The sequence below is a fragment of the Phyllobacterium sp. 21LDTY02-6 genome (assembly GCF_023554255.2).
In the GTDB taxonomy this organism is placed as follows: Bacteria; Pseudomonadota; Alphaproteobacteria; order Rhizobiales; family Rhizobiaceae; genus Phyllobacterium.
In genome coordinates, this window is sequence record NZ_JAMJWD020000003.1 from 120,941 (window position 1) to 136,159 (window position 15,219).

Below are 15,219 nucleotides of genomic sequence, written 5' to 3' on the forward strand. Positions count from 1 at the left end.
CGACAGGCGACATCTCAGCCTGCAACGATGCCGTTCAGAAACACGCCCACCAGATGCGCGATATGCGCCTTTGGTGCGCTGTCCTGCTCGGTAGCCAGCGAAACCGCGGTCACGACGCAAACAAGGTCGTCAAAGCTGATGTCCGGGCGAACGACCCCGGCAGCCTGCGCATTGTCCAGAAGCCTGATACCTTCCGCACTCGTCGCGGCGCAGCCGGGCGATCCGACCTGCAAGACTGTTCCGAGCGAGGCGGCTAGACCACGATAGAGGTTCGTGTGCTGGACGAGTTGTTCAAGATAGGAGCGCATCGCGCCCAGCGGGTCCTCGCCAGTGTCCTTCGATCTGCTGGTCTCGGCAAAAGCCACCAATCGCGAGCTATAGGTCGCAGCCAGAAGTTCGTCTCGTGTCGGAAAGCGCCTGTAGAGCGTTCCGATCCCGACCCCGGCCCGCCTTGCAACGTCTTCCAGCGAGGCGCCGGCGCCTCGCTCCAGAAACACCTCCTCGGCGGCAGCGAGGATACGCTCCCTGTTTCGCTGGGCGTCGGCCCGTAATGCGGTCTCGTCAGTCAAATACCTGCCTCATTGGAACTTGCTAAGTGGAGGATACCTCCATATGTTAAGTGGAGCAATCCTCCACTTATTACGAAAGCGAGCATACGACATGACAAGGCAATTCGATGACAAGGTCGTGGTGATCACGGGCGGCACGGACGGGATTGGCCTGGCGACGGCCAGGTCATTTGCGGCGGCGGGCGCCCGCGTCTACATCACGGGCCGTCGGCAGGACCGCCTCGACGAGGCGCTCGGGGAAATCGGCAATGGCGCCGTTGGCGTTCAGGGCGATGTCAGTATGCTTGCCGACCTGGACCGGCTATACACGCGGATAAAGCACGATCACGGCCGGGTCGACGTGGTATTCGCCAATGCCGGCGTGTCGGAGTCCGCGCCCATCGGCGGCATCGAGGAAGACCATTTCGATCGCGTCTTCGACATCAACGTCAAGGGCACGGTCTTCACGGTGCAGAAGGCCCTGCCGCTGATGTCCGCCGGCGGCGCTATCGTATTGATGGGCTCGGGCGCGGGCAGCAAGGGCTTCGCCAGCCTGTCCATCTACAGCGCCACGAAGGCGGCGATCCGCTCATTTGCAAGGACATGGACGACCGACCTGAAAACCCGGAATATTCGCGTCAACGTCGTTTCACCCGGCATGGTCCTCACCCCGGCAATGCAGTCATATCTGCAGCAAAATGCCGGCGCCGAGGAATGGATGCAACAAGCCATTCCGTTTGGCAGGCTCGGCCAGTCCGAGGAGGTTGCCAAGGCGGTGCTGTTTCTCGCATCGAACTATGGCAGCTTCATCGGCGGCGAGGAACTGATGGTCGATGGCGGCTTCGTCGCAGTATGAGGACGCATAACGCTACATCGAATTAGTGCGTGCTTCGACAGGCTCAGCATGAGGGTGGTGGAGATCAGCATAAGCGAGGTGGATTAAATGCAGGAAACCCTCACCACGCCCGCGAAATCGCGTCTGGTCATTGAAAGGGGGGAGACGGGCGGTCTTCGCGCGTCTATAGTATCAGGGTCGAGGTCCGAAGACCGCCCATGGCGTCTTTGCCCTGCTGTTGTTGCGTTTGTCAGGCGCAACAACCCGGAAACCGGAGCGCTACCTCCGTTTCCTTCTGCAGTTTGCCGGATAGTCGGGTTTGTCACTCCCGACTGTCCGGCAACGCCATCCTTCCCCAGCAATCGAAACAGCACCGGAAGCTGCTCCCCCACTGGAAAGGACCTGCACAGAATACCCCGGCTTCAAACAGGGGGGATAAGTTTTTTTGCGTGCCGGGGCGAAGAATGAGCGAAATCAGTGGCTTGCAGGGCAAAATATTTTTTGAGGCCAAAAATCTATCCCACCGCGCGGGCCATGAGGTGCAAATAATCTCCCGCGTGCTTCGTTGTACGACAAGCTCAACAGCTCAGCATGAAGGCGGTGGGCATTGCAGGGTTCTTGTCGGGGAAAAACCGTTGCGGAATCGACTTTGGACTTGGCGCTCGGCCCAAAGATGACTAGTAAAGTCATCTTTATACAGACTACCTCCCAAACATGAGCAGCCGGATTGCGCGCTTGAACAGCGCGACCATGGACGAAAGGAAGCATGCAGTGGCGCCTCGATCAAACAGACCCGACACGACATCGGTCAACGCCACCGGAGCGCGAACTGCCGGTGAAAAGCGCTTGCTGGTCGCCCTTCTCGCAAGTTCATCGCTATTTGCCGCCTCATACGCCTTGGCGCAATCGGCTACCAGCCAAAGCGCCGACATCGCGCTCGACACGATCACGATCTCCGGCGATTCTGCCGTTGGACCGGATGATTCCATCGTGGCCAAGAGCTCACGCACCAGCAGCAAGACCGACACGCCGTTGCTCGACGCACCTGCTTCCATCTCCGTCATAACAGAGGAGGAACTGAAGCAGCGCGGTGTCGCAACGCTCGACGAGGCACTGGCCTATACGCCGAGCGTCTACAGCGACATTTACGGCTCCGACAACCGCTACGACTTCTATATGATCCGCGGCTTCTACCAGACGACGAACGGGAGCTATCGCGATGGTCTGCCGGTCTACGTGACCGGCGATTTTACGACGAGCCGCCTCGAGCCCTATGGCATGCAGCGGATCGAAGTGTTGAAAGGCTCGAATTCCTCCCTGTTCGGTCTCTCCGGTCCTGGCGGCATCGTCAATGCCGTCACGAAGCTGCCGCAGGATCAGAAATTCGGCGAGGTCTATACGACCCTCGGCGACGAGCACGCGGAAACCGGCGTCGATTTTGGCGGGCCCATCGATAAGGAAGGCGTCTGGAGCTATCGTCTTACCGGCAAGTGGCAGAATGCCGATGCCGGCATCGATCACACCAATGACGACAGGCTCTATATCGCTCCGGCATTGACCTGGTCGCCGGATGAAGACACCTCGTTCACCCTGCTCATGGACTATAACAAGCGCAATGGCAGCACCTCGCACGGAATTCCGCTCGGATCCGGCATCGATTCGGAGAGCTATCTTGGCGAGCCGGACTTCGACAAGATGGACACGATCGAGAAGAGCATCGGCTATCAGTTTCGCCATAATTTCGGCAATGGCCTGGAGTTCCGCCAGAACGCCCGCTACACCGAGCTCGAACTGACCTATGAATCGGTCTATCCCGGCGTTGGCGATCCGGGTTTAAGTCGCAGCGCGCTTGCGGTCGACGGCGAGTCCACGCGTTTCCACATCGACAATCAGTTGCAGTATGATGTCAGCCTGGGCCGCCTTGACAGCCGCACCCTGGTCGGTTTCGACTATGGCCATGATAGCAGCGATGAAACGCGGCGCGATGGAACGGCTGGCGGCCTCCGTGATATGCGCAATCCGGTCTATTGCGGTCGCAGCTGTGTCTCGTTTCCCCGAGCGCTGATCTCCGAGGAAGATCTGACAACCAAGGGCGTCTATCTCCAGGAAGAGCTGACATTTGACGATCGCTGGATCCTGACGCTCGGCGGCCGTTACGATCATGCCGAATCCGAGGCGGTTTCCAGCGGCACCTATTACGATGCCGTCGACGAGAATTTTTCCAAGCGTGCCGGCCTGACCTTCAAGGCAACCGACGAATTGTCGCTTTACGCCAATTATTCGGAATCTTTTCTGCCGGTATCGGCCAATCGCGCCTTCTTCACGGGTGAGCCGGAGCCACAGGAGGGAAGGCAATATGAAATCGGCGCCAAGTACCAGCCGGAGGGCATGGACGCGCTGTTCACCGTGGCGCTGTTCGATCTTACCCAGACCAATGTGGCGCAGTGGTCGTCGGATTATTCGTTCCAGACTCAGGTCGGCGAGGTCAATGTGCGCGGCATCGAGCTGGAGGCCAAGGTGGCGTTGACGAACCGCCTCAACCTGACCGCCGCCTATTCCTACCTGGATGCAGAGATCAAGGACGACGCGGATCCCACCCTGATCGGCAACATGCCGGAGCTCGTTCCGAACCATCTGGCGTCGCTTTGGGTCGATTATACCATTCCCGGCAATGGCATACGCGGCGACCTGACCCTTGGCCTCGGTGCCCGCCATGTCGGCAAACTCTTCGGAGACGTGGCCAATGCGATCGAACTGCCGTCGAGGACCGTGGTCGATGCTGCGATCAACTACAAGATCAGCGATCACCTCGCCCTCGCCGTCAACGCGACGAACCTCTTCGACAAGGAATATATCACCAGCGTCGACGATTTCAGCAGAACGGCCTATTACGGCGACCGCCGCACGGTGAAGGCCACCTTGCGCGCCACGTGGTAATCCTGCCGGCAATTCGCCGCTCATGCGTGGGCTTCGAAGGATTTTTAGGAGAGTTTCTTGGCTTTATTCGCCCCCCGTCGTGAAGTTCTGCTCGGCCTGGCCTGCGCTCTGTTCGCCCCGGCGGTAATCCGCCCAACCGCGGCGGCAGCCGAAGACCCGTTGCGCTTTCCCCATATGTTCGGCGTGACCGAGCTGCCGCGTCCTGCCGAGCGCGTCGTGTCGCTCGGCTTCTCGACACAGGACACCCTCCTGGCGCTCGGCGTCGTCCCTGTCGGCATACGCTATTGGTTCGGCGATCAGCCCTATGGTGTCTGGCCATGGGCGACGCCCTACCTCAAGGACGCCAAACCCGCGCTGATCAAGGGAACCATCAGTCTCGAGATGGTCGCTACGCTCAAGCCGGACCTGATCGTCGGCGTCGGCTCGGCAATAACAGAGGCGGAATATGCCGCTCTTTCCCGCATTGCGCCGGTCCTGATGAGTCCGCCGGAATTTCCCGCCTATGGAATGCCGTGGGAACCGCTGATGCGCCTGATCGGCCGTGCGGTCGGCAAGGACCAGCTTGCCAACGAACTCATCGTCAAGACCAGCCGGAACCTTGCCGCCTTGCGCCAGCGGCATCCGGACTGGGCCGGCCGCACGGCCGTGGCGGCCTACCACTATGGTGGCGAGACCGGAATATTCGCTTCTGCCGATGCGCGGGGCCGCTTCCTCAAGGAACTCGGCTTTCAACCGACGGCCGAAACCGCGCGTCTGGACAAGGCCAAGAGCTTCTACCAGAAACTTTCCCCGGAAGACCTCTCGGCGCTGGAAGCCGACCTGCTTTTCTGGGTCTCTTCATTCGACCAAGCGCCGGATATCGTCAATCTTCCGATGCGGCGCACATTGAAGGCACACAGTGAAGGACGCGAGGTATTCGCAAGCGGAGTTCTGGCAGCGGCAATATCGTTTGGCAGCGCTCTGTCGCTGCCCTTCGCCGCATCCGAACTTGAAGCCGATATCGCGGCCGCCATCGATGGCGATCCGGTGACGCAGGTACAATCGGCTCTCCGCGCGGGACTTGTCCCTTGATGCTTGCGAACGTGGTCAAAGGGGCAGGAAATCATTGGCCTTTGCGCCGACGCGCCATCCTCATGGCAAGTTGCCTGGCCCTCGTCCTGCTCGTTCTGCTCAGCCTTGCGGCGGGCACGCGCCCTGTCTCCGTCCCAACGGTCTTCCATGCGCTGATCGCCTATGATGCAGGTTCCGCCGAACATATCGCCGTTCGCGACTATCGGCTGCCTCGTACCCTGCTCGGTCTTCTTTGCGGCGCGGCCTTTGGTGTGTCGGGAGCGCTGATTCAGGCCACCACCCGTAATCCGCTTGCCGATCCGGGTCTTCTCGGCGTGAATGCGGGAGCCGCATTTTTCGTGACGCTTGCCGCGGGTTTTCTCGGCCTGCAGTCGACCGGCGCCCAGCTCTGGTTCGCCTTTCTCGGCGCCATCGTCGTAACGGTGCTGGTCTATGCCATCGGATCGGGCGGGCGGCAGGGATCGACGCCGATCAGGCTGCTGCTGGCGGGCGTTGCGGTAACGTCTATACTCAGCGGCATTGGCTCCGCCATCACGCTTCTCGATCCCGTCGCCTTCGACAGCATGCGCGTCTGGTTGCTTGGTACGCTGGCTGGACGCGACATGAATGTCGTGCTGACCGTTGCGCCTTTCATCATCGCGGGGCTTGTCATCGCAGCGCTCATTTCTCCGGCCCTGAACTCGATCGCGCTTGGCGACGACAATGCGCGTGCGCTCGGCACCGACATCAATCGCACCCGGCTGCTGGCTGCGATCTCCGTCACCCTGCTTGCCGGCGCGGGAACGGCTGCCGCCGGCCCGATCGGTTTCATCGGCCTGATGGCGCCGCATGTCGCGCGCTGGCTGCTCGGACCGGACCAGCGGCTGATCGTTGCGGGAACAATGGTCTTCGCTCCGATCCTGCTGCTGGCAGCAGACATCATGGGGCGCTTTCTGCTGCAAACCGGTGAGCTTGAGGTGGGTATCGTCACTGCCTTTCTCGGCGCTCCGATTCTGATCCTGCTCGTGCGGCGGGCGAAAGCGAGCGGTCTGTGAATCGGCCGACAGACTTCGGAGACAGGTTTCTGGTCGTCCGCGTGCCGAGGGACGGCCCGGGGGGCGGACTTTCCATGCGGGTAAGCCGGCGTACGCTCGCTGCCTGTATGTCCATGCTTCTGCTCATCCTGCTGTTTGTCGTCATGTCCATGACGAGCGGCGATTACGGCATTCCCCTCTCCGACGTGGCGCGCGCGCTGACCGGCCAGGGCGACGAGACATTGAAGATGATCGTTCTGGAGTGGCGCTTGCCCCGGGCGCTTCTCGCCATCCTCCTTGGTGCGGCGCTTGGGATCAGCGGGGCGATCTTCCAGTCGCTGACGCGCAATCCCCTCGGCTCGCCGGATATCATCGGGTTCTCCACCGGGGCCCATACGGGCGCGCTCGTCGCCATGCTGGTGATGTCCGGTGGATATTATGAAACGGCGACCGGCGCGCTGATCGGCGGCATGGCCACCGCCATCGCCGTCTACCTGCTGACCTACAGGCAAGGCGTCGAGGGATTCCGCCTGATCATCGTCGGTATCGCAATTGCCGCGATGCTTTCAGCGGCAAACGTATGGATGATCCGCCAGGCCGAGCTTCAGGTGGCAATGTCCGCAGCAATGTGGGCGGCCGGTTCCCTGAACGGTCTCGGCTGGGAACGGCTGCTCCCGGTTGGCCTTGCCCTGTCGCTGCTCGCGCCGTCGGCGCTCGCCCTGTCGCGCCCGCTCCGCCAGCTCGAACTCGGTGATGATGCCGCCACCGCATCGGGCGTATCGCCCAATCATGTTCGCCTCTTGCTGGCGATCGTCGGCGTAGCCCTGATTGCTCTCGCCACCGCCGCCGCCGGCCCCATCGCATTCATTGCCCTTGCAGCGCCGCAGCTCGCCCGGCGCTCGGCCCGAACGGCGGGCATCGCGCTCATGCCTTCGGCCCTCATGGGCGGACTTCTGCTGCTTGCGGGCGATTGGGCCGCCCAGCATGCGCTTGGCTTCGAGCTGCCGGTGGGCGTGATGACGTTCAATATTGGCGGTCTGTATTTCATCTGGCTGCTCACCAGGGAGGGACGCAAATGACGAAGTCGCGTCTTCATGCGGATGCAGTGACATTGCAATACCGGGATAACGTCATCGCCCGGGATCTGTCTGTCGCAATCCCGGACGGTTCATTCACGATCATCGTCGGGCCGAACGCCTGTGGCAAGTCGACCCTCCTCAGGGCCTTGTCGCGCTTGCTGCCGCCCTCGCGGGGGGATGTCGTCCTGGATGGCGGCAGCATAGACAGGTTGCCGGCACGGGAGGTGGCGCGTCGGCTGGGACTGCTGCCGCAGAGCTCGCTCGCCCCGGATGGAATTGCTGTTGGCGATCTCGTTGCGCGGGGGCGCTATCCCCACCAGTCGATGTTCCGCCAATGGTCTGCAGCGGACCAGGATGCCGTCGCCGCAGCGATGGCGGCAACCAACATTACCGAGCTGGCCGGACGCCTCGTCGACGAGCTTTCCGGCGGACAGAGACAGCGGGTCTGGATTGCCATGGTTCTGGCGCAGCAGACCCCGATCCTTCTGCTCGACGAACCAACGACGTTTCTCGACATAACCCACCAGATGGAACTGCTCGATCTTCTCGCCGACATCAATGCCGATGGCCGCACGGTGGTTGCAGTCCTGCACGATCTCAATCATGCCTGCCGCTATGCCACCCACTTGATCACCATGCGCGACGGCGCTGTCGTTGCCCAGGGAACGCCGAAGGAGATCATTTCCGAAAGGCTGGTCGAGGATGTATTCGGCCTCCCCTGTGTCGTCATCCCCGATCCGGTAACGGATACACCGTTGATCGTGCCGCGTGTTCGCCGCGCCTCGGCCAATTCCGGAGGCGACGCGGCATAAGGCTCAAGCCTTCCGGCATTTGTCAGACAAGTAGCCCCATCAAGCCACCATCAAGATGCAATGTCCTGGGCGGGCCCATTCGCGGCGCATATTGCTTTTATAGACTTCCCCCACCGCATTGCAGATATCCCGCGTGACGGCGCCGGACCGATACGGCGTTTTCCGCCAATTTGACGCGCAAGCAAGCCTTGCTCCGAACCATGCACATGCCTGTCATTTATAACGTAACCGGCATGGATGTGGTGAATGGACAATTTTTTGATTAGATAGTTGACAGATGTCTGACAATATCTCACATTTTTGGAGACGTGAATGTTGCCTGCCTGGGCGACAGCCATATGGCGCCGGCCGACAAAGAGCGGCGTGGGGAACAAAGCTTGGGAACGAATATGGATACACCGGCAAGAGACGGACGGATTTCTCGCCTTTCGGCTGAAATCGATGCTGCGATCGAAAGCCTTGCTCCGGCAGCGGAACAGCTGCTTGAAGAACTTGTTGCCACCAACAGCATCAATCCCAACTTCCCCGGCATTGCCCGCAAGGACGTGATCGGCGGAGAAACCGCCTGCACGCGCCGGATCGGCAGCTACCTGTCGAAGCTGGGCTTCGAACTCAACGAAGTCGCGATCGATCCTGAACGCATCAATCTGGCAGCGGTGCTGAAAGGTGCCGGCGGCGGCCGTTCCCTGCTTTTCAATGGTCATGTGGACACAGTCGCACCCTTCAAGCCCGACACCTGGGCTTCGGGCGACCCATGGAAACCGATCCGTCAGGGCGAGGAATTGTTCGGCCTCGGCTCAACCGACATGAAAGGCGGCCTTGCCGCCGCCTGCCTTGCCATTGCTGCACTGAATGAAGCAGGCATCCGGCTCAAGGGAGACTTGCAGCTCCATGCCGTCGTCGGTGAAGAAACGATGGATCACGAGAACGGCACGACCGCCGTCGTCAAGGCTGGTTTTCGCGCGGATGCCGCCATCGTCGCCGAGCCCTCCTCCCAGCCCGAACCACTGACGATTGCTCCGGTATCAGCCGGCAATTTCAATCTGGAGATTTCGGTCAAGGGTCATGGAACCCACGCCGGCAACCGGGGCGCTGCTATTCGCGCCGGTGGCGAAGGCCCGAGCGCTGGCGTCAATGCCGTCGAGAAACTGATCAAGATAGTGCAGGCATTGCAGGAACTCGAGCATGAATGGGGTATCACCAAGAGCCATCCCGCCTTCCCGGCTGGCCTGTTCTCCCTCGTTCCCGGCGTCTTTCACGGCGATGTCGGCGTTCCGAGCGTGGGTTATATGGCAGACCACGCCTATGTCGGTTATCTCGTCTGGTACGCGCCGCAGGAAGACCCGGAAACGGTCAAGACCGAGATCGAGCGCCATGTGCACCATGCCGCCCAACTCGATCCCTGGCTTCGCGAAAATCCGCCGACGTTTGCCTGGCACAGCAATTGGCCGGCCGCAGACGTGCCCAGCGACCACCCACTTGTCGGCGTGCTTATCAATGCCCGTGCGGCGGTGCTTGGCCGGACACCGTCGGGGCGCGCGCCGACGGCTTCGTTCAATGCGGTAAGCGACGCATCGTTCCTTCAGGCCCAGGGCATTCCGGCCGTCGTGCTCGGACCCGGCAATATTCGCTACGCCCATGCCGTCGACGAACGCATCAACTTGCGCGAGTGGCGCGAATGCGCGCGCATCTATGCCCGTGCGATCATCGAATGGTGCGGCGTCGCCGATTGATGGCGGCCTGCAATGCCGCCCGCCCATCGGCGGGCAACAAGCCCGGCCCGATATTGCCGGTTCTAAATTATCAGTCGTCAGTTCATCGCCCTGATCACCAAGCGTCTTGGAGACTTGTATGACCATCCCCATCCTTTCTGCCCGCAACATCGAAAAGAGTTTCGGGCAGATGCGCGCCATGCAGGGCGCCAGTTTCGATATCCACAAGGGTGAAGTCGTGGCGCTGATCGGCGACAATGGCGCCGGCAAATCCACCCTGACCAAAATTCTGTCCGGCGTGCTCGCGCCCGATAGTGGCGAGATCTACGTGGATGGCAAGCTCGTCAGTTTTGGCAGCCCACTCGATGCCCGGTCCCACGGCATCGAAACCGTGTACCAGGATCTGTCTCTGGCGCTGGACCTCAATGCGGTCCAGAACCTTTATCTGGGCCGCGAGATTGCGGCGCCCGGGGTCCTTGGCCGCCTTGGTTTTCTCGACAAGTCGCGAATGCGCATCAACGCGCAGGAATCGTTCAGCCGACTGGGTGTCCGCGTGCCCGACATTCGTGCCGCCGTTGCAAATTTCTCCGGTGGCCAGCGGCAGGGCATTGCGGTTGCCCGTGCGCTGATGTGGGCAAAGCGAGTGGTATTCATGGATGAGCCGACTGCCGCGCTCGGCGTCGCCCAGACGCGGAACGTGCTCGAGCTCATTCGCCGCGTTCGCGACACCGGGGTTTCCGTCGTCCTCATCAGCCACAGCATGCCGGACGTGCTTGCCGTTTCCGATCGCGTCACCGTGCTTCGCCATGGCCGCCGCGTCGCCACCTATACCACGAGCGCCATCACATCCGACGATCTCGTCGGCGCGATGACCGGCGCCCTCGAACCTGAAGGGGCCGCCGCATGACGATCCACGCTGCGACTTCTGCCAAAATGACCAGGGAACAATCTCCGATGCAGCATGACACCCCGCCGCCGGCGCCATTCCTGCGCAAGCTCCTCGACAGTCCGGAACTGATGATCTTCGGCTCGCTGATCCTGATCATCGTTATTTTCATGATAATGGCGCCGGCCGCGTTTCTCAGCGGCATCAACCTGCGCAACATGGCGATCGAAGCATCCATGATGATGATCCTGGCGGTCGGCATGACCTATGTGATCGTCACCTCCGGCATCGACCTCTCGGTTGGCGCGGTTCTCGTCTTCTCCAGTGTCGTTTCCGTCATCACCATGCGCGCCACGGGTTCCGATGCGGCCTGGGTACCTGTTCTCGGCCTGGTCGTTTCGCTCTTGTCGGGCGCAGCCTGGGGCCTGATCAACGGTATCCTGATTGCACGCGCACGCCTGACGCCGCTGATCGTAACGCTCGCCACCATGGGCGTTGCGCTTGGCCTTGCCCGTCTGCTGACCGGCGGCATCGACCTCACCGGCGTTCCCCGCTCGATCGTCAACTCGATCGGCATCGGCCGCATTGGCGGCATTCCCGTCATCGTGCTGATTGCGTGCATTTTTGCGATCATTGGCGGCGTCGTACTCCACATGACCCGCTTCGGGCTCTACACCTATGCGATAGGCTCCAACGAACAGGGCGCGCGGCGCGCCGGCGTCAAACTCCAGCGACACCTGATCATCGTTTATGTGATTTCGGGCCTGTGCGCCGGTCTGGCCGGATACCTTACCCTCGCCCGCTTTTCCTCGACGACGATTTCCGGCCATTCGATGGATAATCTGAAAGCGATCACCGCCGTTGTGCTGGGTGGCGCGAGCCTCTTTGGCGGCATCGGCTCGATGTATGGCACTGCCGCAGGCGTGTTCATCCCCGTCGTGCTCGCTTCCGGCCTGATCATCGTCGGACTGCCGAGCTTCTGGCAGGAAGTAGCCGTCGGAATGGTTCTTCTCGCTGCCGTCCTGCTCGATCAGTACCGCCGACGCTCGCGCTCATCCTGATTACCGAACACCAACCATAATGAGGGAACAATGACGAAAACAATGCAGAAACTTGGGCTTCTTCTCGCTGCCACCGCCCTGACGGCAGGTGTTGCCAGGGCGGCGGACGACGTCAGCATCTCGCTGGTTCTCGGCCAGCGCAACAGCGGCTTCCACGAAGCAATTGCCTGCGGCGCGCGCGCTGCCGCAACGGAACTCGGCGTGGCAGTCAAGATCCAGGCTGCGCCGACTTATTCGGCCTCCGAGCAGATCCCGGTCCTGAACTCCGTGATGGCAACGAGCCCGTCGGCGATAGTACTGGATCCGACGAGCTCCACCGCCCTTATCGCGCCCCTGATGGAAGCCGCCGCCAATGGCGCAAAGATCGTCGCCGTCGATACCACGCTCGATGATCCGTCGGTACTTTCGGCCGTCGTCGGCACCGACAATGAACTTGTCGGCCGCGAAACGGCGAAGGCGCTCGCCAAGGCGCTGGAGGGCAAGTCGGGCAAGGTGGCCCAGATCAACAGCATTCCCGGCATCTCCACCGTCGATGCCCGCATCAAGGGTTTCGAGGAGGAGATCAAGAACTATCCCAACCTCACCTATATCGGCAATCAGTTTGCCAGCGAGGATATACCCAAGGCGCAGCAGGCCTTCGTCTCTCTGATGAGCGCCAATCCCGACCTGATCGGCGTGGTTTCCCAATCCAACAATCCGGCGATCGGTGTCGCAGGCGGCATACGCTCCACCCAGACGGCCGAGACCGTAGCCGCCATAGCGGTCGATGCCGACGATAGCGAGATCGAGGCCCTGAACGAAGGTCTGCTCGACGCGTTGGTGATCCAGCAACCCTATGAAATGGGTTACATGGGCTTCAAACAGGCGGTTGCGGCCGTCAAGGGCGAGCCGATCACCACGCCGATCAGCACGGGCACCGTGACCGCCACCAAGGCGAACATCGGCGAGCCGGGTATCGTCAAATATCTCTACAAGGGCAACTGCATCTGACGGGTTGCAAGATCAGGCGGGCCGGGCTGGCCTGCCTGTTCCTCGCAGACGGATCAGGCGTGCGGGGGCAGCTCCGCGCCATCCCGCCTGGCAGTCAGCCAATCTCTCACGCGGTAGTAGCGAAGCATCAATTGCGGGCCGAAGCTCATGTAGGAGGGCGTCGCCGTCAAGGGTTCGAGCCTGAGCGCCAGCTCGTTTTCAGGCACGCCCAGTGCCCATTCCGACAACACGCCGCCAAGCATGCTCCCCGTCGGGACGCCACGTCCGGAGAGCCCGGTGAGAGCGACGATGCCGGGCGCCAGGTCGTACAATCTCGGGATGGTCCGATATTGCATGTCCAGTTCGCCGAACCAGAAGAAATCCCAGCGCAGGTCCTGGCGGATTTGTGGATGAAGCCACTTCAGCCGGTCGGTCATCACCTGCTTCGTATAGGAGATATCCCTGCCCCGCGGACCCATCGGGAACATCGATGCCACTATGCGTCCATCGGCATCGTATTTGTAGACGAAGATGTCTCCGCGCCCGTCATGGATCGTGGTGTTTTGCGGCAGCACGCTCGATCGCATGTCTTCGGGCAGCGGCTCCGTTGCCGCGACGAAGACGCGCTGAATCTTGAACGTCCTGTCGAGGCCCGGCCAGCCGCCGACGGTATAGGCTCCGGTGCAAAAGATCGCCTTGTCCGCAATCACCTGGCCCGCCGGCGTTTTGACCGCCCATCCCCCGCCTTGCCGCTCGACCTTTGTCACCGCCGATTGCGTATGGATCGCACCGCCTTCCGAAATGACGGCGCGCGCAAGTCCGCGCGCATAGCCGAGCGCATTGAGATGTCCGGCCTCGGAGTGGAACCAGCCGCCGTGGAAGCGAGGGCTGCCGGTCATCGCCTCGACTTCGCGCCTGTCCAGGACACGCGTCCTCGCACCGACTGCATTGTATTCGCGCGCCTTCTTTTCGATGCCGCCCATTGCACTCGGGGTGTGCGCGCCCATCACATAGCCGTTCTGCTGCCACTCGCATTCGATCCCATAACGCGAAATCATCGCGGAGACGCGGTCATTGGCGCGGGTTTGACGCTGTATCAGCCGCTCGGCCCATGGCTCGCCCAGCATCTCGCGAAGCTCCGGCAGGGCGTAATGCGTGAATGTCGGGGTGCAGTGTCCGGCATTGCGGCCCGAACCGCCGAACCCGACCTCCTGCGCCTCCAGCAGAACGACCTTCACACCTGAACGCGCAAGTTCCAGCGCGGTCGTCAAACCCGTATAACCGCCGCCGGCGATGCACACGTCCGCCCTGATCGTGCCGGCCAAGGGCGAGGTGTCCGGCGCAGGTGCCGCCGTCGCGTACCAGAGCGTAGCGTCGAATGGGGAGAATTTCGGCAATGCCGCCTCCCCTAGTTCAGATCGCTGCGGGCATCCAGCGCATCGCGCAGGCCGTCGCCAATGAAGTTGACGCTGGTCACCGCAAGCGCGATCGCCACGCCCGGAACAATGGCCAGCCACGGCGCCGATTGCAGATATTGCTGCGCGCCGTTGAGCATGTTTCCCCAGCTCGGCAGCGGCGGCTGAATGCCGTAGCCGAGAAAGCTCACATAGGCTTCGAGCAGTATCGCCCTTGCCACGGTCAGCGTCGCCGCGACGATGATGGGGCCCATGGCATTGGGCAGAAGTTCGCGAAACATGATCCAGCGGTGGCTAAGGCCAAGCATGCGCGCTGCCACGATAAAATCCCGCTCGCGCAGCGACCGCACCTCGGTCTCGACGATACGCGCGACCTCCATCCAGCTGGTGATCGCGATGATGACCGTGATCATGATCGGGCTGGGCTTGATGAATGCGGCCAGGGCAAGCAGCAGGAAGATGCTGGGAAACGACAGGACGGAATCGACGAAGCGCATGAGGACGGTGCCGATCCGTCCGCCGTAATAGCCCGCGACGACGCCGATCGTCGTGCCGATCAGCGTGCTCAGGACCATGGCGGCGAACCCTACGAGCATCGAGATTCGGCCCGCCATCAACAGGCGGGCGGCAAGATCGCGTCCGAGCGGATCGGTGCCAAGAAAATGATATCCCGTCAGCGGCGGTGAAAAACGCGCGCGAAGATCGATGTAGAGGTCGGTGTAGGGCAGCAGGTAGGGCCCCACGATACAGGCAAGCGTCAGAATGACGACCATTACGACGCCAAGGACAGCAAGCCTGTGCCGGGCGAAACGCCGGAAGGTACGGCTGTTCCACCAGTGGGACCGGGCGGGACGGGTGGCGGGTGTTGCAGAAACGGACAT

General features: G+C 61.6%; 13 protein-coding genes. 10 read left to right on the forward strand and 3 right to left on the reverse strand.

Features of this window, described 5'->3' with window-relative positions; all coding sequences use genetic code 11:
• Nucleotides 1-14: 14 nt before the first annotated feature.
• A complete protein-coding gene (locus M8997_RS12060) occupies nt 15-569 on the reverse strand; it encodes a TetR/AcrR family transcriptional regulator (protein ID WP_250017764.1) in 555 nt (184 codons plus the stop codon).
• A gap of 91 nt (nt 570-660) precedes the next feature.
• Between M8997_RS12060 and M8997_RS12065 the strand changes: the two genes are divergently transcribed.
• The 10 genes from M8997_RS12065 (at nt 661) to M8997_RS12110 (ending at nt 12,944) form a co-directional block, all read left to right on the forward strand.
• The gene (locus M8997_RS12065) at nt 661-1,404 is read left to right on the forward strand and encodes an SDR family NAD(P)-dependent oxidoreductase (RefSeq protein WP_250017761.1); all 744 of its coding nucleotides are present in this window, start codon (nt 661-663) and stop codon (nt 1,402-1,404) included.
• Nucleotides 1,405-2,154: 750 nt separating this feature from the next.
• A complete protein-coding gene (locus tag M8997_RS12070) occupies nt 2,155-4,320 on the forward strand; it encodes a TonB-dependent siderophore receptor (RefSeq protein WP_250017759.1) in 2,166 nt (721 codons plus the stop codon).
• Between the two features lie 57 nt (nt 4,321-4,377).
• Nucleotides 4,378-5,391: an ABC transporter substrate-binding protein gene (locus M8997_RS12075; RefSeq protein WP_250017756.1), complete on the forward strand. Its 1,014-nt coding sequence runs from the start codon at nt 4,378-4,380 to the stop codon at nt 5,389-5,391.
• A 62-nt stretch (nt 5,392-5,453) separates the two neighbouring features.
• Nucleotides 5,454-6,425, forward strand: a complete 972-nt coding sequence (locus M8997_RS12080; RefSeq protein ID WP_250017753.1) for an iron ABC transporter permease — start codon at nt 5,454-5,456, stop codon at nt 6,423-6,425.
• Nucleotides 6,422-7,483: an iron chelate uptake ABC transporter family permease subunit gene (locus M8997_RS12085; RefSeq protein ID WP_250017751.1), complete on the forward strand. Its 1,062-nt coding sequence runs from the start codon at nt 6,422-6,424 to the stop codon at nt 7,481-7,483. Before M8997_RS12080 ends, M8997_RS12085 begins: the two co-directional genes overlap by 4 nt.
• On the forward strand, nt 7,480-8,295 hold the full coding sequence (locus tag M8997_RS12090) for an ABC transporter ATP-binding protein (RefSeq protein WP_250017748.1): 816 nt from the start codon (nt 7,480-7,482) through the stop codon (nt 8,293-8,295). The genes M8997_RS12085 and M8997_RS12090 overlap by 4 nt, the downstream gene beginning before the upstream one ends.
• 389 nt (nt 8,296-8,684) lie before the next feature.
• Nucleotides 8,685-10,028, forward strand: a complete 1,344-nt coding sequence (locus M8997_RS12095) for an ArgE/DapE family deacylase (protein ID WP_250017746.1) — start codon at nt 8,685-8,687, stop codon at nt 10,026-10,028.
• Between the two features lie 118 nt (nt 10,029-10,146).
• Nucleotides 10,147-10,914, forward strand: a complete 768-nt coding sequence (locus M8997_RS12100) for an ATP-binding cassette domain-containing protein (RefSeq protein ID WP_250017743.1) — start codon at nt 10,147-10,149, stop codon at nt 10,912-10,914.
• 47 nt (nt 10,915-10,961) lie between these two features.
• Nucleotides 10,962-11,954, forward strand: coding sequence for an ABC transporter permease (locus M8997_RS12105; RefSeq protein WP_250017740.1), 993 nt, complete (start codon nt 10,962-10,964; stop codon nt 11,952-11,954).
• 30 nt (nt 11,955-11,984) lie between these two features.
• The gene (locus M8997_RS12110) at nt 11,985-12,944 is read left to right on the forward strand and encodes a substrate-binding domain-containing protein (RefSeq protein WP_250017738.1); all 960 of its coding nucleotides are present in this window, start codon (nt 11,985-11,987) and stop codon (nt 12,942-12,944) included.
• Nucleotides 12,945-12,997: 53 nt separating this feature from the next.
• On the opposite strand, the gene M8997_RS12115 is transcribed toward M8997_RS12110, so the two are convergent.
• Together M8997_RS12115 and M8997_RS12120 are read right to left on the reverse strand one after the other, a co-directional pair.
• The gene (locus M8997_RS12115) at nt 12,998-14,320 is read right to left on the reverse strand and encodes an FAD-binding oxidoreductase (RefSeq protein WP_250017736.1); all 1,323 of its coding nucleotides are present in this window, start codon (nt 14,318-14,320) and stop codon (nt 12,998-13,000) included.
• Nucleotides 14,321-14,331: 11 nt separating this feature from the next.
• Nucleotides 14,332-15,219, reverse strand: a complete 888-nt coding sequence (locus tag M8997_RS12120) for an ABC transporter permease (RefSeq protein WP_250017734.1) — start codon at nt 15,217-15,219, stop codon at nt 14,332-14,334.